The 15,608-nt window shown below is 70.2% G+C and carries 18 protein-coding genes; 6 read left to right on the top strand and 12 right to left on the bottom strand.

Features of this window, described 5'->3' with window-relative positions; translation table 11 throughout:
* Positions 1-25: 25 nt before the first annotated feature.
* Complete coding sequence (locus tag ACQPZW_RS20960) at positions 26-649, bottom strand: hypothetical protein (protein ID WP_433796602.1); 624 nt, start codon at positions 647-649, stop codon at positions 26-28.
* 112 nt (positions 650-761) lie between these two features.
* Here ACQPZW_RS20960 and ACQPZW_RS20955 point away from each other — a divergent pair, with 112 nt between their 5' ends.
* On the top strand, positions 762-1,679 hold the full coding sequence (locus ACQPZW_RS20955; protein WP_433796601.1) for a hypothetical protein: 918 nt from the start codon (positions 762-764) through the stop codon (positions 1,677-1,679).
* A 71-nt stretch (positions 1,680-1,750) separates the two neighbouring features.
* Here the strand turns inward: ACQPZW_RS20955 and ACQPZW_RS20950 are convergent, their stop codons facing one another.
* The 3 genes from ACQPZW_RS20950 to ACQPZW_RS20940 form a co-directional block, all read right to left on the bottom strand.
* Positions 1,751-2,296: an NUDIX hydrolase gene (locus ACQPZW_RS20950; RefSeq protein ID WP_433796600.1), complete on the bottom strand. Its 546-nt coding sequence runs from the start codon at positions 2,294-2,296 to the stop codon at positions 1,751-1,753.
* A 359-nt stretch (positions 2,297-2,655) separates the two neighbouring features.
* A complete protein-coding gene (locus ACQPZW_RS20945; RefSeq protein WP_433796599.1) occupies positions 2,656-3,570 on the bottom strand; it encodes an SCO6745 family protein in 915 nt (304 codons plus the stop codon).
* A 707-nt stretch (positions 3,571-4,277) separates the two neighbouring features.
* Complete coding sequence (locus ACQPZW_RS20940) at positions 4,278-4,577, bottom strand: hypothetical protein (RefSeq protein ID WP_433796598.1); 300 nt, start codon at positions 4,575-4,577, stop codon at positions 4,278-4,280.
* Between the two features lie 421 nt (positions 4,578-4,998).
* Between ACQPZW_RS20940 and ACQPZW_RS20935 the strand changes: the two genes are divergently transcribed.
* Both ACQPZW_RS20935 and ACQPZW_RS20930 read left to right on the top strand, forming a co-directional pair.
* On the top strand, positions 4,999-6,159 hold the full coding sequence (locus ACQPZW_RS20935) for an SMI1/KNR4 family protein (RefSeq protein WP_433796597.1): 1,161 nt from the start codon (positions 4,999-5,001) through the stop codon (positions 6,157-6,159).
* A gap of 101 nt (positions 6,160-6,260) precedes the next feature.
* Entirely contained in the window at positions 6,261-6,641 is a 381-nt protein-coding gene (locus tag ACQPZW_RS20930) for an Mth938-like domain-containing protein (RefSeq protein ID WP_433796596.1), read from the top strand.
* A gap of 108 nt (positions 6,642-6,749) precedes the next feature.
* Here the strand turns inward: ACQPZW_RS20930 and ACQPZW_RS20925 are convergent, their stop codons facing one another.
* The gene (locus tag ACQPZW_RS20925) at positions 6,750-7,352 is read right to left on the bottom strand and encodes a TetR/AcrR family transcriptional regulator (RefSeq protein WP_433796595.1); all 603 of its coding nucleotides are present in this window, start codon (positions 7,350-7,352) and stop codon (positions 6,750-6,752) included.
* Between the two features lie 143 nt (positions 7,353-7,495).
* On the opposite strand from ACQPZW_RS20925, the gene ACQPZW_RS20920 reads away from it, so the two are divergent.
* Positions 7,496-8,545, top strand: a complete 1,050-nt coding sequence (locus ACQPZW_RS20920) for an MBL fold metallo-hydrolase (protein WP_433796594.1) — start codon at positions 7,496-7,498, stop codon at positions 8,543-8,545.
* A 12-nt stretch (positions 8,546-8,557) separates the two neighbouring features.
* Here ACQPZW_RS20920 and ACQPZW_RS20915 read toward each other — a convergent pair whose 3' ends face one another.
* The 4 genes from ACQPZW_RS20915 to ACQPZW_RS20900 all read right to left on the bottom strand — a co-directional run bounded on the left by ACQPZW_RS20915 (position 8,558) and on the right by ACQPZW_RS20900 (position 12,695).
* Positions 8,558-9,538, bottom strand: coding sequence for a TIGR01777 family oxidoreductase (locus ACQPZW_RS20915; protein WP_433796593.1), 981 nt, complete (start codon positions 9,536-9,538; stop codon positions 8,558-8,560).
* A complete protein-coding gene (locus ACQPZW_RS20910; RefSeq protein ID WP_433796592.1) occupies positions 9,484-10,230 on the bottom strand; it encodes a DUF2071 domain-containing protein in 747 nt (248 codons plus the stop codon). Before ACQPZW_RS20910 ends, ACQPZW_RS20915 begins: the two co-directional genes overlap by 55 nt.
* Positions 10,231-10,302: 72 nt before the next feature.
* On the bottom strand, positions 10,303-11,691 hold the full coding sequence (locus ACQPZW_RS20905) for an FAD-dependent monooxygenase (RefSeq protein WP_433796591.1): 1,389 nt from the start codon (positions 11,689-11,691) through the stop codon (positions 10,303-10,305).
* A gap of 167 nt (positions 11,692-11,858) precedes the next feature.
* The gene (locus ACQPZW_RS20900; RefSeq protein ID WP_433796590.1) at positions 11,859-12,695 is read right to left on the bottom strand and encodes an alpha/beta hydrolase; all 837 of its coding nucleotides are present in this window, start codon (positions 12,693-12,695) and stop codon (positions 11,859-11,861) included.
* A gap of 166 nt (positions 12,696-12,861) precedes the next feature.
* On the opposite strand from ACQPZW_RS20900, the gene ACQPZW_RS20895 reads away from it, so the two are divergent.
* Complete coding sequence (locus ACQPZW_RS20895) at positions 12,862-13,833, top strand: helix-turn-helix domain-containing protein (RefSeq protein ID WP_433796589.1); 972 nt, start codon at positions 12,862-12,864, stop codon at positions 13,831-13,833.
* Positions 13,830-14,336: a nuclear transport factor 2 family protein gene (locus ACQPZW_RS20890; RefSeq protein ID WP_433796588.1), complete on the top strand. Its 507-nt coding sequence runs from the start codon at positions 13,830-13,832 to the stop codon at positions 14,334-14,336. Before ACQPZW_RS20895 ends, ACQPZW_RS20890 begins: the two co-directional genes overlap by 4 nt.
* Here ACQPZW_RS20890 and ACQPZW_RS20885 read toward each other — a convergent pair.
* The 3 genes from ACQPZW_RS20885 to ACQPZW_RS20875 are packed head-to-tail and all read right to left on the bottom strand — an operon-like array spanning position 14,314 to position 15,513.
* Complete coding sequence (locus ACQPZW_RS20885) at positions 14,314-14,721, bottom strand: DUF6069 family protein (RefSeq protein ID WP_433796587.1); 408 nt, start codon at positions 14,719-14,721, stop codon at positions 14,314-14,316. The genes ACQPZW_RS20890 and ACQPZW_RS20885 overlap by 23 nt on opposite strands.
* Positions 14,714-15,172 (bottom strand): SRPBCC family protein, encoded by a 459-nt coding sequence (locus ACQPZW_RS20880; RefSeq protein WP_433796586.1) that lies wholly within the window; start codon positions 15,170-15,172, stop codon positions 14,714-14,716. Before ACQPZW_RS20880 ends, ACQPZW_RS20885 begins: the two co-directional genes overlap by 8 nt.
* A complete protein-coding gene (locus ACQPZW_RS20875) occupies positions 15,169-15,513 on the bottom strand; it encodes an ArsR/SmtB family transcription factor (RefSeq protein ID WP_433796585.1) in 345 nt (114 codons plus the stop codon). Before ACQPZW_RS20875 ends, ACQPZW_RS20880 begins: the two co-directional genes overlap by 4 nt.
* Positions 15,514-15,608 lie beyond the last annotated feature (95 nt).

Here is a 15,608-nt window from a genome sequence, read left to right as displayed (position 1 = left end):
CCCGTCCCACCAATGCGGAGCGTCATCAGGCGATGACCCAGTCGGCAGTGCCGTCGCGGCCCAGCCGGAGCCGGGTCAGCCGGGTGCCGTCGGTGACGTCGAACGCCGTGAGCTGCTCACCCACGTCGCCCGGATGGACGGTACCGGCGGCGATCGGCAGGTCGACGCCGGCGTTCCAGCCCTCCTCCGGAGATGCCGCCCACACCCAGACGTACGGCAGGTGGAAGTCTGCCGTTCCGGTGTTCCTGAACTGCAGCCGGAACCATTTCCGCTGCATCCCCGGCGGCACCGGCGGCGTCGCCGGATGTTCGTCGGGGCGCACGGCCCAGAGGGCGGTCGCCTCCATCATCGAATCGGGGTGACGCCCGAGTTGTGCTGTCTCGCCGAGCTCGACTGTTCGGCAGGCCGCGCGGCTGAGGGCGACTCGACTGTCGGTGGCCAGCGAGCCGGGCAGCCGGAATTCCGGTTCCGCGAGCGGGGCTGCCGGACATTCCCCCGCGGTGCCGCCACTCCCGGTGGACGCGGTCCGCGGATGCCAGGGACGCCACCAGGTGACGATCAGGGCTGCCGAGACCAGGATGAGTACGACCGGAACCGCGCCGAGCCGTGCCCACGTACGGCCGGCGCGGTGTCCCGATGGCGTGGCCACAACTGAGCCGATCGACCAGAACCGGCCCGATCTGAGCGACTCCCGGCCGTACCGCCCCCAGAACGGGCCGGCTCAGATCAGGCCGCAGCCTGCCGAACGGTAGTTGGTGACCATGCCGTCGCGACGCTGGGCCGCCCTCATCGTCGGCGGAGTCGCCGCCGTCGCCGGCGTGAGAATGATGGTGCGCGCCCACCGCAGCAAACGGGGCATCGCCGGTCCGGTCGCCGAACCAGCCGTTCCGGAACCATCGACGCCTCGCCACCTGATGCCGGCAGCGTCACGCACTCGTCGTGACTGGACCTCGGTGATCGCGGCTCCCCTCCTGGCCATCATGGTCCTGTCAGCCGCTCTGGTGGCGAACCGCCCGTCGGCGTCCGGGCGGACCCCCGCCGACCGGTTGCCCCGGGAGCCGAACCCGTTGACCCGGCGTCTCGACCCGGACGTCCTGGCGGCCCTCCGGAAAGCCCGTGCCGCTTCTCCGGCGCTACTCCCGAGCCCGTCTCCCTCTCCGTCGCCGACTCTCAACGCGTTCGGCACGACCCATGACGGATTCGTCGCCGTCCCCGACGCGGACAAGAGATGCACGACGCCTGAGGGCGGAATCCCGGCATACCGCAACCCGAGCCCCGCCTCGGTCCTGACACTGGACGCGATCGCCTCCCAACCCTGCAAGACGCTTATCCTCGGTACGACCGCGATCGTCGGAGGTTTCACCAACCGTCTGACAGAGATCACCGCGACCCTGTCGGAGACCGCGGAGCTGCCGTCGCCCGGTGGGACCCGGATAACGTTCCGCCTGCACATCCGCAATCTGGGCGACGCCCGGTCCCAGACGTCGCGCAGCTGGGTGCTCGGCGCTGCTCAAGACACCGGTTGGATGTTTCCGGTGGAGTCGTGGGAGTCCACCGATTGGCTCCCGCCGAGTGCCGAAGGAGACCAGTATGTCGTATTCGAGGTGGCGCCGGGCAGCCGGCTCGCCCGGCTACGGGTGGCGTCCACGGTAGAGACCGTGGACTGGGTCGTCGGCTGACGGGCCCGGACCGGTGGTCGCACTCAACCCATCGGGGCGGCGGCCGGTCCGATGGTGGAGGGCCGCACACATCAGTACGCTCGGCGTCCGCCTTCGTCCGCCGGTGCTCCGCCACGTTGAGGGCGGTCGAGTGCGGGGTGGCGTTCACCGGGCCTGGCGAACCACGCCGGAGCATCGGCGGCAAGCGTCGTGTCGATCCGCAGCCTCGACAGCGGGTCGAGCTCCGGCAGGGCATCGGGATCGAACCAGGCGACCTCGGTGGATTCGTCGTCGTTCACCCGGGGTTCCCCGCTGACCGCACGGCAACGGAACCATACGTTGAGGTACTCACAGACATCGCCATTCGGGTATATGGCCCGGTTCAAGGCGACCCCGCCGATCCGGTCGATCTCGGCGAGCACGCCCGTCTCCTCGTAGATCTCCCTAACAACAGCATCGGCCGGCTGTTCACCAGGGTCGATGGCGCCGGCCGGAAGTCCCCAGGACCCGTCGTCGCTGCGTCGGCCGAGCAGGATCTGCCCTCGCCCGTTGCGGACGACGGCGCTGACTCCGGGCAGCATCACCAGGTCGTGGCCGACACGAGCACGAAGACCGGCGAGGTAGGACGACATCGGCATACGGCCGACAGTAGTGATCACGATCTACCACTCGGCACACCCGTACGCGGCAGGAGGATACGGCCGGGCACCCTTACCGTCGGCGCGTGAGAACGGCGGGGACGACGATCGGGCCGACGAAAAGGAGAACCGTCGATTGGCGGCACGGCCGGGAATGAGGAGCGAGGTCGATCGAGGCACGAAGGGATAGGCGGCGCTGCACGCGAAGACGGATTCACATCATCGCCAGTCCCGCCGCGTTCCTGTGCCGCCGAGTCTCGCCGCGAGCACTCCCGCCCCGCACCTCAACGCCCGCGCAATCGGCCCAGCGTCATGCCGGGAGGAGGCGCCTCGTCCCTCGAACTTCCGGCTTCGATGCGTCACGTTGGCTTCGGCACGTCACGCGGGCTTGCGGCTGCGACATTCAGTGAACCGGACTCGACGACGGCCCGGCTCATCGGCTGTGCCAGTTCGACGAACCGCGTGCACCTCTCAGCACCGAGCACCTCGTAGGCAGGAGCGGCGAGCCGGTCGGTGGCCGCCTCGATCCACGTCCGCTGTGACCGTCCCGCGTCGGTCAGCGCCGGCTCGTCACCCTCGATCAGCCCGCGCCCGCGAAGCCGCCCGGCTGCCTCGTCCCACTGCTCGTCACTCCATCCACGGCTGCGCTGCAGAAACCGGCGCGGCACCTCACCGGACGCGACGTGCAGGACCAGCGCCTCCAACCCGGTCAGCCCGGCCACCAGCAGTGCGGCCGCGTGCCCGTCGCCACGGAACTCGCGCAGGACCGTCTGGGCGTGCCAGAGAACCAGGTGTGGTCGGTCCGGCCACGGCAGGGCGGCATGCGCTGCGAAGAGTGCCCGCCCTTCCGGGCGTTCACCGACGGATTCAGCGGCCGTCCGGGCCAGCCCGGCGGCCTCCCGCATCTCTTCGGAGTCCACCGCGTCGCCGAGCACACGCCTCAGTGCGGCATCGGCGGCATCCAGCCGGGCGGCGAGCACAGCCGCCGGAGTCGCCCGCTCCCACACGGCCGGCAGCGCACGGGAGACCAGTTCCGGGTTGAAGTTGAAGAAGGCGCCCGCCACCGCCCCGGACCCGACCGACCCCATGGCCGCCGCCCGCGACGCGAAATACCCCGATCGCGGATCGATGCCCAGCGCCGCATAGCGCTGGTGCGCCTCGGGCGCGAAGTAGATCAGCCCGTGCAACGCCTCGGCCGACCGCCACGTCCGGCGCACCAGCCCCGGATCGAGCACGGACGGCTCCTGCCAAGCACCCTCTACCGAACCCGACATAGCGCCACCTTCCTCCGACGACGTTACCGACGGGTAGCCTCGCACGTCCGGCACCGGCCTGTCACGACCGCATTCACCATCGGCGATGATCCGGCGATCGTTCACGGTCAAAACGTGGCCCGCTCCCAGCCTGCCGAGGGCCCTTTCCGCCGCGCTACGGCCCGTCCGGAACTGCCGGTGGCGGGCTACCATCCCCCTTCGCGCGGCCGGGATGAAACCAACGATCGTCCTGTCGACCTCAGACGGTCGACAAGGTTTCACTATTCACGCTGAGTGATTCACGGAGATCCGCCACTCGTCATTCAAACAACGACCACCGTTTTTCACCCCTCGGACGTCGACGCCGGTTCGGCCACCTCTTTCCCAGATGCCAACGTGAGCGCCAGCACACCCGACTCGGCAATTCAGATCGCTGAGTCATGGGTGGCCGACGGCCGCATGACATCATTTCCCCGAATGATGGCCGCCGCATCGCCGGTTGTGACCGCGGACGCGATCGGCACCGGTAGCCGTGACCCGTCGGCGCACCGGAGGTGGAGGGCGGTGCCGTTGACCTCGCCGTGCCCCTGTGGCAGCGGAGCGAAATGCACCCCGGATGGACTTCTCGGCATGAGTCGGCCGGACGACGAAACGGCAACGCTTTCCGAACGCCGCGGGCGCGGCCGAGTCCGGAGACTCGACCGCGCCTGCGTGTCCTGCAATGATGATCAGTGCGTGCGCGGGTCGACGTCGCTGCTGCGGCTGCCGGCCTTGGCCAGACCACGGCTGATCATGTAGCCGATGGTCAGCAGGGTGACGTACCACCAGGCCTTGTCGGCGGCGAAGTAGTCGGCGCCGTTGTTGGCGGCGCCGTCCCCGACGGCGTAAGAGGCAACGAGCACACCGATGACCGCGACCACGTAGACAACCAGTTCAGTGGTCTTGAACGAGGGCTTGGTCTCCTCGCCCCGGAAACGGGCGCCCTTCACGGTGACGTTCTCATTATGGGCGTGAGTGCTGGTAGCCACGGTTATCTCCTGGAGGGTTGCGTTCATGCCGTCTGGCAACGGCGCGCCAGGTGACTACCCGGCTTTCGAGGCGGCAATCAACCAAATCACAGCCCGTTCCCAGATTGTCATTAAGGGGCCACCTCGCAACGGCAATCACCTGGGCGACTCTGATTAGAGAAGGTCTCATTTCCCGCGGACAACAGCGTCCAGGCAACGGCAGGCGGAGCAGCGATTCTCGCGTGTGCTCGGGCCCTGAGCGGGTAGACGGGCAACCATGCGCATCGGAAACACGCGGGTTCGATTCCTCGGCGGGCCGGCCGGCTGCCTCGGCATGATCGCAGTGTCCATCTTGCTGTCGGTCGGACTGACCGTACTGCTCAACCTCGTCCTACGGTAAGCACCCGCGACGTACGAGTGCCGGATCACGCGCGGTCTGTGCATGATCTTAAGGTGGGGCGTGGCTCTGAATAGTCGGCCCCACACGGCCGAGCAGTGGCGGGTCTACCTTGCCGGGTACAGCGCGGATTTTCTCCGCGTCGCCGACGCCGATCGCCTTCAAGAGCTTGGGGCTGAACGGCGAAGCTCCGGCTGGCTCGGGTTCGCCGGCGCGGATCAGGATGCGCTCACTGCCGTCGAGGAGCGGCTCGGAGCGGCGCTCCCTCCGGGGTACCGCGCGTTCCTGGAGGCCTCCGACGGATGGCTCGAGATGGGGCCGTTCGTGTGGACGATGCGGACCACGGCCGACGTCGGATGGCTGCGCGACATCGAGCCCGACCTGTGCGACATGGGTGACAAGACCGACGAGTTGCTGGCCCGTGCGCTGCTGGTGTCCGCCGACGCGGATGCGTGCTACTGGCTACTCGACCCCGCGGATGTCAGCGACGACGGCGAATGGGCGGCGTACATCTGGGCATCGTGGTACCCGGGCCTGGGCGATCGTTTCGAGTCGTTCGCCGATCTGGTCGCCGCCGAGCGGGAGTCGTTCGAGGAGCTCAATGCCGGCGAGGGCCGGGCGGTTGAGCCGGCCGGGGCGGCCGAGCTCGTAACCCAGGGGCGGCAACTGGCTCTGCGGGGCGAGGCGCAGCGAGCGGCCGAGTGTTTCGAGACGGCGGCCCGTAAAGGGTCGGGAGCGGGGCAGTACCTCGCCGTCGTCATGGCGGCGTTCCTGCAACCCCAGGTCCACCACCGGATACGAAACGATGTGCTCGGGCATCCGCACGTGATCGAGGCGGTCGGCGCCGGGCGGGTACACGCCGAGCTTGTACCGCTTTTCCTGCGGCGTGAGTCCGGCGCCTGGGCCGGGCGGCTGGTGAAGGACGCGCTCGGTGAGCTCGGCGAGGCGCCGGTTTTGCCCGAAACACCGGACTTCGCCGCAGCACTGGACCAGGCCCGGGATCTGGCGCGCCGAGGTGACTCCGATGCGGCCTGGTCGGCGGTGGCGGCAGCGGTGCCGCGGTGGCACAGCGACGACCCACTGCGCATCGCGCCGTTGACGCTGCTCACCGATCCGGTGCTGCGAGCGCTGGTCACCCCGCAGCGGGCCGCCTGGATCGTCACCACCCCGAAGTCGGTCTTCACCGCACTCGACCCGACTACGTGAGTGCGTCGATGCTTGATCGGTGGCCACATGCGGGTAGGTTCTGGCGACCGGTACGCAACGGTTGCCCACGGCCCACGCGGCAGGCCTGAAACGAGGAAGACGTGTCCAGCGAAACACCGCCCTCACCACGCGTCCTGTCGATCTCGTGGGGGAGTATGGACGTCGAAGACCTGGGAGTCGGCAAGGACTTCAAGGTCTACCCCGGCGGTGGCCGGCCGTGGGACTGGTCCGAAACCGGCACTCGGCACAGCCCGGGCGTTCAGCCTGAGGACGTCGAGGAGCTTCTGGCGCACGGCGCCACGATCGTCGTGCTGTCACGCGGCATGCACCTGCAACTGCAGGTCGATCCGCGTACCCATGAACTGCTGAACGAGCGTGCGATCACCGTCCATGTGGCGGAGACCTCGGAGGCGGTGGAGATCTACAACGATCTGGCCACCCGCGGCGCTGCCGTTGCGGGCCTGTTCCACTCGACCTGCTGACGAAACCGTAGACCCCGCAGGGGGTACGCGGTCGTATCGGATACGAGCGCATCGCCCATGTGGGGAGACCTCCACTCACCGTGGTGACGGGTGGGGATGACGGGCGGGCTATTCGCTGCGGGAAGGGGCGTACCCCCGCAGGATGAACGCTATCGTCTCGTCGACGCCGGCTTCGATCTGGTCGGCGGGGAAGCCGCCGCTCACCGCCAGTTGGGTGAGGCCCTGCAGGGCGACGAAGAGCGGCAGCGACAGCAGGTCGACCGGTCCCTCGCGGACCTCGCCGCGGCGCTGGCCGTCGGCGATCAGGTCGGTGGCCAGGTCTTTGAGGCGGTGCATGGCGGTGATGAGGTCGGTGCTGGCGTCCGGATCGTGCTTGCGGCCATACATCAGGTCGAGCAGGGCGGCGTTGGCGGTGGCAAAGCCCAGGTAGGTGCGGGCGAGCGCGGTCAGCCGGTGCGCGAAGGTCTCGCCGGTCTGTTCGAGGGCGGTGTCCATCGCGCTGGTGAGGCGCTGAAAGCCTTCGATGGCGAGGGCGTCGAGCAGTGCCTGTTTGGTCTTGAAGTGCCGGCTGGGCGCGGCGGGGCTGACCCCTGCCTCACGGGCGAGCTCGCGCAGGGACAGCTCGGCCGGGCCGCGGGCGCGCAGGGTGTCCTCGGCGAGCGTGAGCAGGGCGGCGCGGAGGTCTCCGTGATGGTAAGGGCGAGCTTTCATGATCCCCATCCTAGCGTGATGTAGACGACGAACACATTGTGGGCGTTGACTACATTGTTATCGGTGCCTACATTTGGAGCAGCCTACAGGCCTCGCCATCGCGGCCGATTGACCGACAGGCCCAGCAGAAGGAGTCGCCGCTCATGGACAACCGGTTCAACATCGCCGCGCAGATCGGCGGGAAGGCCACCGGAGCCCGCCGCGCCCGCATGGAGGCCTCACCTCAGTACTCCGGCGGCCGATTCCGCAACAACGTGCCCACCAGCACCGGGATCTCGCTGTCGGCCGTACCCCGCGTCGCGGTCGCCGCCTTCACCGGCGGCGACACCCGGCGACCGCACCATCCGGTTCCGCTGGCCGACGCCACTCCCGGTGACGATGCTCAGGGACTTCACATCACGTGGTACGGGCACTCGTCCGCCCTGGTCGAGATCGAGGGCAGTCGTGTCCTGCTCGACCCGGTGTGGAGCGACCGCTGCTCCCCCACCCCGCTGGCCGGGCCGCGCCGCCTGCACCAGCCGCCGGTCGCACTGCGTGACCTGCCGCCGATCGACGCCGTGGTGATCTCGCACGACCACTACGACCACCTCGACATGCCGAGCATCCAGATCCTCGCCGACCTGCAGACCACCATGTTCGTGGTGCCGCTGGGCATCGGCGCCCACCTGGAGCGCTGGGGTGTGCCGGCGTCGCGCATCACCGAGCTGGACTGGCACGAGTCGACACGGATCGCCGGCCTCGAGCTGGTCGCCACCCCGGCCCGGCACTTCTCCGGCCGCGGGCTGAGCCGCGACGAGACCCTCTGGGCCAGCTGGGTGATCAACGGGCCGACGCGCAAGGTCTTCTACTCCGGCGACACCGGCTACTTCCCCGGCTTCGCCGAGATCGGGGAGACGTACGGTCCGTTCGACGCCACGTTGGTGCAGGTCGGGGCGTACGGCCAGGACTGGTCGGACATCCACATGGTCCCGGAGGACGGCGTCGCCACCCACGTCGACGTGCGCGGCGGCCTGATGGTGCCGGTGCACTGGGCGACCTTCGACCTGGCGCCGCACCAGTGGTCGGAGCCCGCCGAGCGGACCTGGCGTGAGGCGAAGGCCCGGGGCGTCCGGCTGGCGATCCCGCGCCCCGGCGAGCGTGTCGACGTGGACAACGCGCCGGAGATCGACGCCTGGTGGCAGCAGGTCGCCTGATCCCGGCAGGCTCTACCGGGCGGCGCTGACCGGCGTCGCCCGGCGGTCGAGGAGATCGGTGACGGCCGACTCCAGATCGGCGTGGGTGAACGTGAAACCGGCGTCGAGCAGGCGGCGCGGGACACAGCGGCGGCCGGTCAGCACCAGCATCGGGTCGGCGCGGAGGAAGACTGATCCGAACCGGACAATCGGCGCCGGGCTCGGCACGCCGAACGGACGGTGCAGCGCCCGTCGCAGTGTCGTCATCAGATCGCGGTTGCGCACCGGGAACGGCGCGGTCGCGTGCACGACGCCGGACATCACCGGCTCGTCGATGCAGTAGCGCACGATCGCGCACAGGTCGTCGATGTGCAGCCAGCTGATCCACTGGCGGCCACCGCCCATCCGGCCGCCGAGCCCCCACCGCACGAAACCGGTCAGCCGGTCGAACGCGGGTGTGCCCGGCTCGAAGACGATTCCGGTGCGCAGGATGACCCGGCGCGCCGCGGTGATCTCCGCGGCGGCCGACTCCCAGGCGCGGGCCACACCGGCCATCTGCGGAGGATCGTCGGCGGGTCGCGCCGACTCGTCGAGAACCGGCTCGCCCGCGTCGCCGTAGATGGCGAGCGTGCTCATCTGCACCAGCATCGGCAGCGGCCGGTCCAGGGTCGCGCACGCCTCGGCCAGCGCGCGGGTGGGCTCGGTGCGTGAGCGGGTCAGCAGCTCGATGCCGGCCGGCGTCGCCCGCCGGAACACCAGCTCGCCGCAGAGGTTGACGAGCACGGCACCGTCCAGCTCGGCAGACCAGGATCCGACGGTACGCCCGTCCCAGCGCACGTGACGGCCCCAGCGGACCGGCGTCGCCGAACGGCTGAGCACCACCACCTCGTCGCCCCGGCCGACCAGGTCACGGGCGATCCGCTGCCCGAGCGCGCCGGAGCCGCCGGCGATGACGACCTTCATCGGATCGCGGCGGCGGCCGGGCGCACCGTCATCGACGGCAGCGCGTCCCACACGGCGGCGATGTCGCGCATCAGCAGCCCGCAGTCGAGGATCGCCGACCCGGGCGGGAAGCGGACCGGGTCGTCGAAGAAGCTGGACCGCACCGAGACCGGCTCGACCGGGCTGACCCGCCAGTCCTTGCTGCGCAACCGCAGGCCGTCGAGGTGCGCCGGGTCGGGGGTGGCCGAGAACCCGTCGGCCCCGCAGCGGAAGAACTCCGACGCTGCCTCGGTGCCGGTGAACAGGTGGCTGCCCACGAGGGTGGCGGTGGTGCGGACGTGGACGTTCACCCGTACCCCCTCGGTGTGGTCGTTGATGTCGATCTGAAGCTCGTCCGCGCTCTCACGGACGTCGAAGCGGCTGCGGTGGTGGCGGCCCGGGAAGATCCGGCCGCCGGCCCAGGTGGTGAGCCGGGAGCCGGTGTCGCGGCGCGGGATGTAGACGCCGCGCGCGACCCCGTCCGGGGTGTCCCACTCGACCGCGATCCGGTGGGCGGCGTTCTCGCTGCGCAGGCCGAACGGCACGGGAATCGCGGCGGGGCGGACGCCGCTCAGCCGGATCAGGCAGAGACCCGAGACCGCCCAGCCGTTGACCACCTGTGGCCGCAGCGGGGCGGGCAGCAGCCGCGCGGTGAGCTCCGGGTCGGTGCGGTAGTTCATCAGCAGGCGTCGCTCGATGACGCTCGCCATACGTGGAGACCTCATCAGGTCGCCTCCCCCCTTATTGAGCGGTCGCTCAAATATCAGGTTACACCTTTTGAGCGACCGCTCAACCCCCTAGCCGAACCAGCGGTTCAACTGGGTGTCGAGGTCTCGCTGATCGTCACCGGCCCACGCGACATAGCCGTCGGGGCGCACCAGGACCGCCGGTTCGTCCAGCGCCGCGGTCGCGTCGGCGAGAAGGTCGACGCGGTCCGCCCGAGCACCCACGGTCAGGCGCTCGGTACGGTCCAACAGCAGGCCACGGCCCCGATGCAGCAGGTCGTAGAGACGGCCCACCTTCACGTCGAGATCGGGCAGGCGGCGGCCGACCAGGTCCGGGCCCGCGCCGAGGTCGTAGCGGATGCCGATCCCGGACGTCCTCTCCATCAGGCGCCGGTTCACCTCGTCGACGTCCATCAACTCGGTGAACAGCCGGTGCGCCGCCCGCGCGCCCGGCTCGTCGGACAGCAGCGCCGTCTGGGCCCGCGTGAGGTCGAGCACCCCCTCGGCGACCGGCCGGCGCTCGGCCTGATAGGTGTCCAGCAGACCGTCCGGCCCCCCGCCGCGAACCTCGGCGGCCAGTTTCCAGCCGAGGTTGACCGCGTCCTGCAGGCCCAGGTTGAGGCCCTGGCCACTGATGGGCGGATGAATGTGGGCCGCGTCGCCGGCCAGCAGCACCCGGCCCACCCGATACCGCTCGGCCAGCCGGGTCGCATCACCGAACCGTGACAGCCAGCGCGGCGAGTGCACGCCCGGATCGAAGCCGGCGATCGCCTGCAACCGCTCCCGGAAGTCGTCGAGCGTCGGCGGCTCATCCCGGTCGACGGACCCGGCGACCGGGATGATCACGCGGTAGAGCCCGGCCCCGGACGGCCGGATGTCGAACCGCCTGCCGGCCACGCCGGACGGGATCCGGTCCACCGCCATCTCGCCCATCAGCGTGTCGTTGCGTGACGGTTCGCCGGGGAAACCGACACCGAGCAGCTTGCGGACGGTGCTGCGGGCGCCGTCACAGCCGACGAGATAGCGGGTACGCAGCCGCTCCCCACCCGTCAACTCGACGGTCACCCCGTCGTCGTCAGGCGCGAACCCGGCCATCCCGACGCCCCGCCGGACCTCGCCGCCGCGATCGATCACATGCTCCTCGAGCAGGCGCACGATCACCGGCTGCGGGATGCCCAGCAGATAGGCGTACGCCGGGTCCAGGCCGGCGGGCGCCGGTTTGTCGATGGCGGCGAAGTAGGCGCCGGGCGGCCGTCGGCGGCCGTGGGCGAGCAGTCCGTCCAGCAGGCCGCGCATGGCCATCAGCTCGATACTGCGGATGTGCAGCGCGACGATGCGGGCGAACGACGCGGGCTCGGTATCGGGGTCCACGACCAGCACGCGGACGTCGTGCAGCCGCAACTCGGCGGCGAGCATCGCGCCGGTCGGGCCGCACCCGGCGATGATGACGTCGAATTCCATCGGTGTTGCCTCTCGGGAGTGTGGGGCGCTCCCGGCGACAACTACGTCAATCGCCCGACCGGGACAGGACGGGGAGCACCCACATCGATACAACGGTCATGGGTCTCACCTCCTCGGGTGGTGTCGCGGTCAGCAGCAAACTATCGGCGCCCGTTCCCCGCTGTCAATCAGTGGAAACGCCGGACGAAGTCGAGGGCTTTGCCGGCGACCTCGTGCCAGCCGCCGTCGATGGTCAGCGAGTGCCCGCGGCCCGGGATCGTCACGATCTCGGTGATCCCGGGATTCTCCTTCTGCCGCCGGTAGGAGGCGTTGGCGATGGACCACGGAACGGTGTGGTCCTGCTCGCCGGAGATGATCAGCAGAGGGCCGCGGTCGGGGTTGCCAGTGTCCACCTTGACCTCGGTCCACGGGTTGAGGTTGGCGGTGGCCGCCTGGAACAGCGGCTCTCCCGAGGCGGGAACCGCGTACGTCGCATACAGTTCCCGGGCCTCCTGCTCGCTGACGGCGTTGGCGAAGCCGTACCGGAACTGGTCGTAGGTCAGCGGGACGGCCCGGTGGTAGTTGGCGGGATTGCCGATGACCGCACCGGCGACCCGCAGCGCGGAGATCGGCAGCGGCAGCACGCCACGGAACGGGGCCGGGTCGATCGCCACCGATGCCGCCGAGAGGCCCCGGCCGGCGCTGATCTGCGCGATCAGCCCACCGAACGAGTGCCCGACGACCGCCGGCCGCCGGCCGAGCCGTCCGATCAGGTCGCCGAAGTGGTCGGCGACCTGCCCGACGCTCTTGTTCGCGAACACCTCGGGGTGCGCGTGGGCCTCCTCCACGGTGTCCGGGTCGTCCGGCCAGCCCGGCACCACCGGCGCGTAACCGGCGTCGGCGAACAGTCGCGCCCACCGCTGCCAGCTGGACGGCAGCAGCCACAGCCCGTGGATGAACACCACCGGTGGCTTGCCGGAGGCGTTGGCGGCGTCGATCTGCGCCAGGTCGGTACGCAGGCTCATGTCGGTTCTCCTCGTCGGGCACACCGGTCCAGCGCCGGCACGCGGCAGCAGACTAGGCGGCGGGCGGCACGGCGAAGTTGGCCGTCAGCGCACGGCTCATGTCCGTCCGGGACCGGTTACGGGACGCCGTTGTCCCCGACGGGCAGCGCATGCCACGGTGTGAGCCGTGGTTGCGACACTCGATACCGTCACGCTGGCCCCGCCGGACCGAGAGGAGGCGGTCCGCTCGATGGTCCGCGGCAGTGTGGTGCGGGTCGAGATCGAACACCACGTCACGCCGTCCGATCTGACCGTCGCGCTCGCCCTCGGCCAGTGCGGCGACATCGGGGTCTGCGCCGCCCGGGCCACCCCGGCGACGGTACGCCGTACGCCACGCCTGGCCCGCGAGGACACCGAGCCGATGGTGTTCCTCAGTCTGCAGCGAACCGGCTCCAGCATCGTCGTCCAGCACGGGCGGGAGGCGGTGCTGACGCCGGGCGACTTCGCGGTCTACGACACCGCGTCGCCGTACAGCCTGCTCTTCGAGGACGGCATCGACACCACCTTCTTCCGCATACCGCGAGCGGCGCTGGCACTGCCCGGCGACGCCGTCCGGGACGTGTGCGCGGTCCGCATCGGCGCCGGCAACCCACTGGCCGCGCTCACCTCGCGGTATCTGGCCGGTCTCGCCGACGACCCGGCGATCCTCAGCGGGGGGTACGGCCCGGCCGTCGTCGTTCCGACGATAGAGCTGATCCGGGGAGCGCTGGCCGTGCAGAGCGGCGACGACCGGATCAGCCGTGAGCCGCTGGCGAACACTCTCGCCGCCAGGATCGTGGCCGACATGCGCGCACATCTCGCCGATCCGGGGCTTTCCCCGGCCCTGGTCGCCGCCCGGCATCACATCTCGGTGCGCTACCTGCACCGCATCCTGCAGCGGGAGAACATCAGGTTCGGCGAGTGGGTGCGGCACCGTCGGCTGGAGGGCGCCCGCAGTGACCTTGCCCGGAGCAGCACGCCGGTCGCGGCCGTGGCCCGGCGCCGGGGGTTCGCCGACGCGGCCCACTTCAGCAAGTCGTTCCGGGCCGCCTACGGCCTCAGTCCACGGCAGTGGCGGGCCACCGCGATTGCGACGGAGGTCTATCGTCGGCGGCCGTGACGGATTCACGGGGGCTGATCGAGCGTTTCAACGCGGCCTGGCAGCACGGCGACCTGCGCACGTTGTCGTCGTTGCTCGACGAGGACGTCGTGTACTGCCCGAACGCCTGGGACGGCCCGGCCTCAGCGGTGCACGGCCGGGACGCGGTGGTGGCCGTCTTCGCCGAACAGATCGGCCCCACCGAACCCTGGCTGGCCGACCCCGGCGAAGCCGCACAGGTCGAGCACGGCGAAGCCGACCGGGTCGATCCCGGCGAAGCCGACCAGGCCGAGCACGGCGAACCTGGGCGGGCCGATCCCGGCGAAGCCGAGCACGACGAGCACGGCGACGGTCCGGTTCTCGGGGACGTGTTCGCCTCCGGCGACCGGGCCGTCTGTGAGTGGGCGTGGCCGCCGGCCGAGGACGGCACGGTCCTGCGGGGCGTGGACGTCTATCGCACGCGTGACGGGCGCATCGTCGCCAAGGACGTCTACGGCAAGATCACGGCACCGCCTCCGCGGTGACCCGCGCGCGGCCGATCACGGCTGCCGCGACCACGATGATCGGGACCAGGGTCAGGTGGCACAGGGCGAGGCTGACCTTGCTGATCGTGTCGAAGTCGGCCGGCAATGTCATCCCGGCGATCGTGGCGACGGCCAGCAGTGGCCCGGTGACCTGCGCGGCCCGGACCGCCCAGGGCGCGCGAGGCGCCAGCAGCGCGACCGCGGCCAACCCGACGGCCAGCGGGATCACGCTGAACCCGACGACCGTCACCGCGTCCACCCGGGCGGGGCCGGACGGTGACGTGAACCGGAAGTCGCCGCCGGCCAGACGCCCGACCAGATAGACGAGCAGGTTGACGGCGGCGGCGACACCGGCGGCCGCGGCGACGACCGAAGCCCTAGACATCGGCGGCGGCCCGGTGGTTCAGGTAGGCCTCGATGCGGGCGAGCGCGCCCACCCAGACCTCGGCGGCGAAGAAGTCACGGACCTCGGGCACGGGGAACCCGCTCTGCACCACGGTCATCAGCGTGCCACCGTCGGCCGCCTCGAACGACACCTCGATGCGGGTCGTCATGGTCTGTCCGTCCGGGCTGACGCCGACCGACTCGGTGACGAGCCGGTGCGGCCGGTCGATCTCGAGGAACGTCTGCGTCTCCCGGAACAGCACGTCGGGGCTCGGTCCCCACACGGCGGTCTGGACGCCGCCGACGCGCAGGTCGACCTCGATCTCGACGATGCCGGGTGTCTCGTCGAGGATGCTGAACCAGATCTTCTGCTTCTCGGCGTCGGTGTAGGCGTCGAACACCTCTTCCGGCGTGGCCGGCAACTGCCGCGCCGTCCGCATCTCCAGTGTCATTCCGGAGTTCCTCTCGATTCGGTGCGCAAGGTGAGATAGGCGTCGAGGCCGTCCAGCCGGCGCGCCCAGAGTCGCTGGTAGAAGCTGATCCACGCCATCGCGTCGTCGAGCGGGGTGGCGCTGAGACGGCACTGCCGGGTGCGGCCGACCTTCTCGGTGACGACGAGACCGGCGTCCTCGAGGACCTGGACGTGCTTTTTCATGCCGGTCAGGGTCATGCCGGTGGGCTCGGCGAGCTCGCCGACGGTGGCCGGGCCCTCGCCGAGCCGGACGAGCACGCCGCGGCGCGTGGGGTCGGACAGGGCGGCGAACACCCGATCCAGAACAGCTTGCTGAACCATATGGTTCACCTTATGACACTGAACCTAAGAGTTCAACGTTGCGGGAAACGCGATCCCGCATGGCGTGCGTTGCCCGAAGGTCGTTGCGGTCCATG

It is taken from the genome of Actinoplanes sp. CA-252034, assembly GCF_050956125.1.
Classification (GTDB): domain Bacteria; phylum Actinomycetota; class Actinomycetes; order Mycobacteriales; family Micromonosporaceae; genus Actinoplanes.
This window is presented reverse-complemented; position numbering and strand designations above follow the sequence as displayed.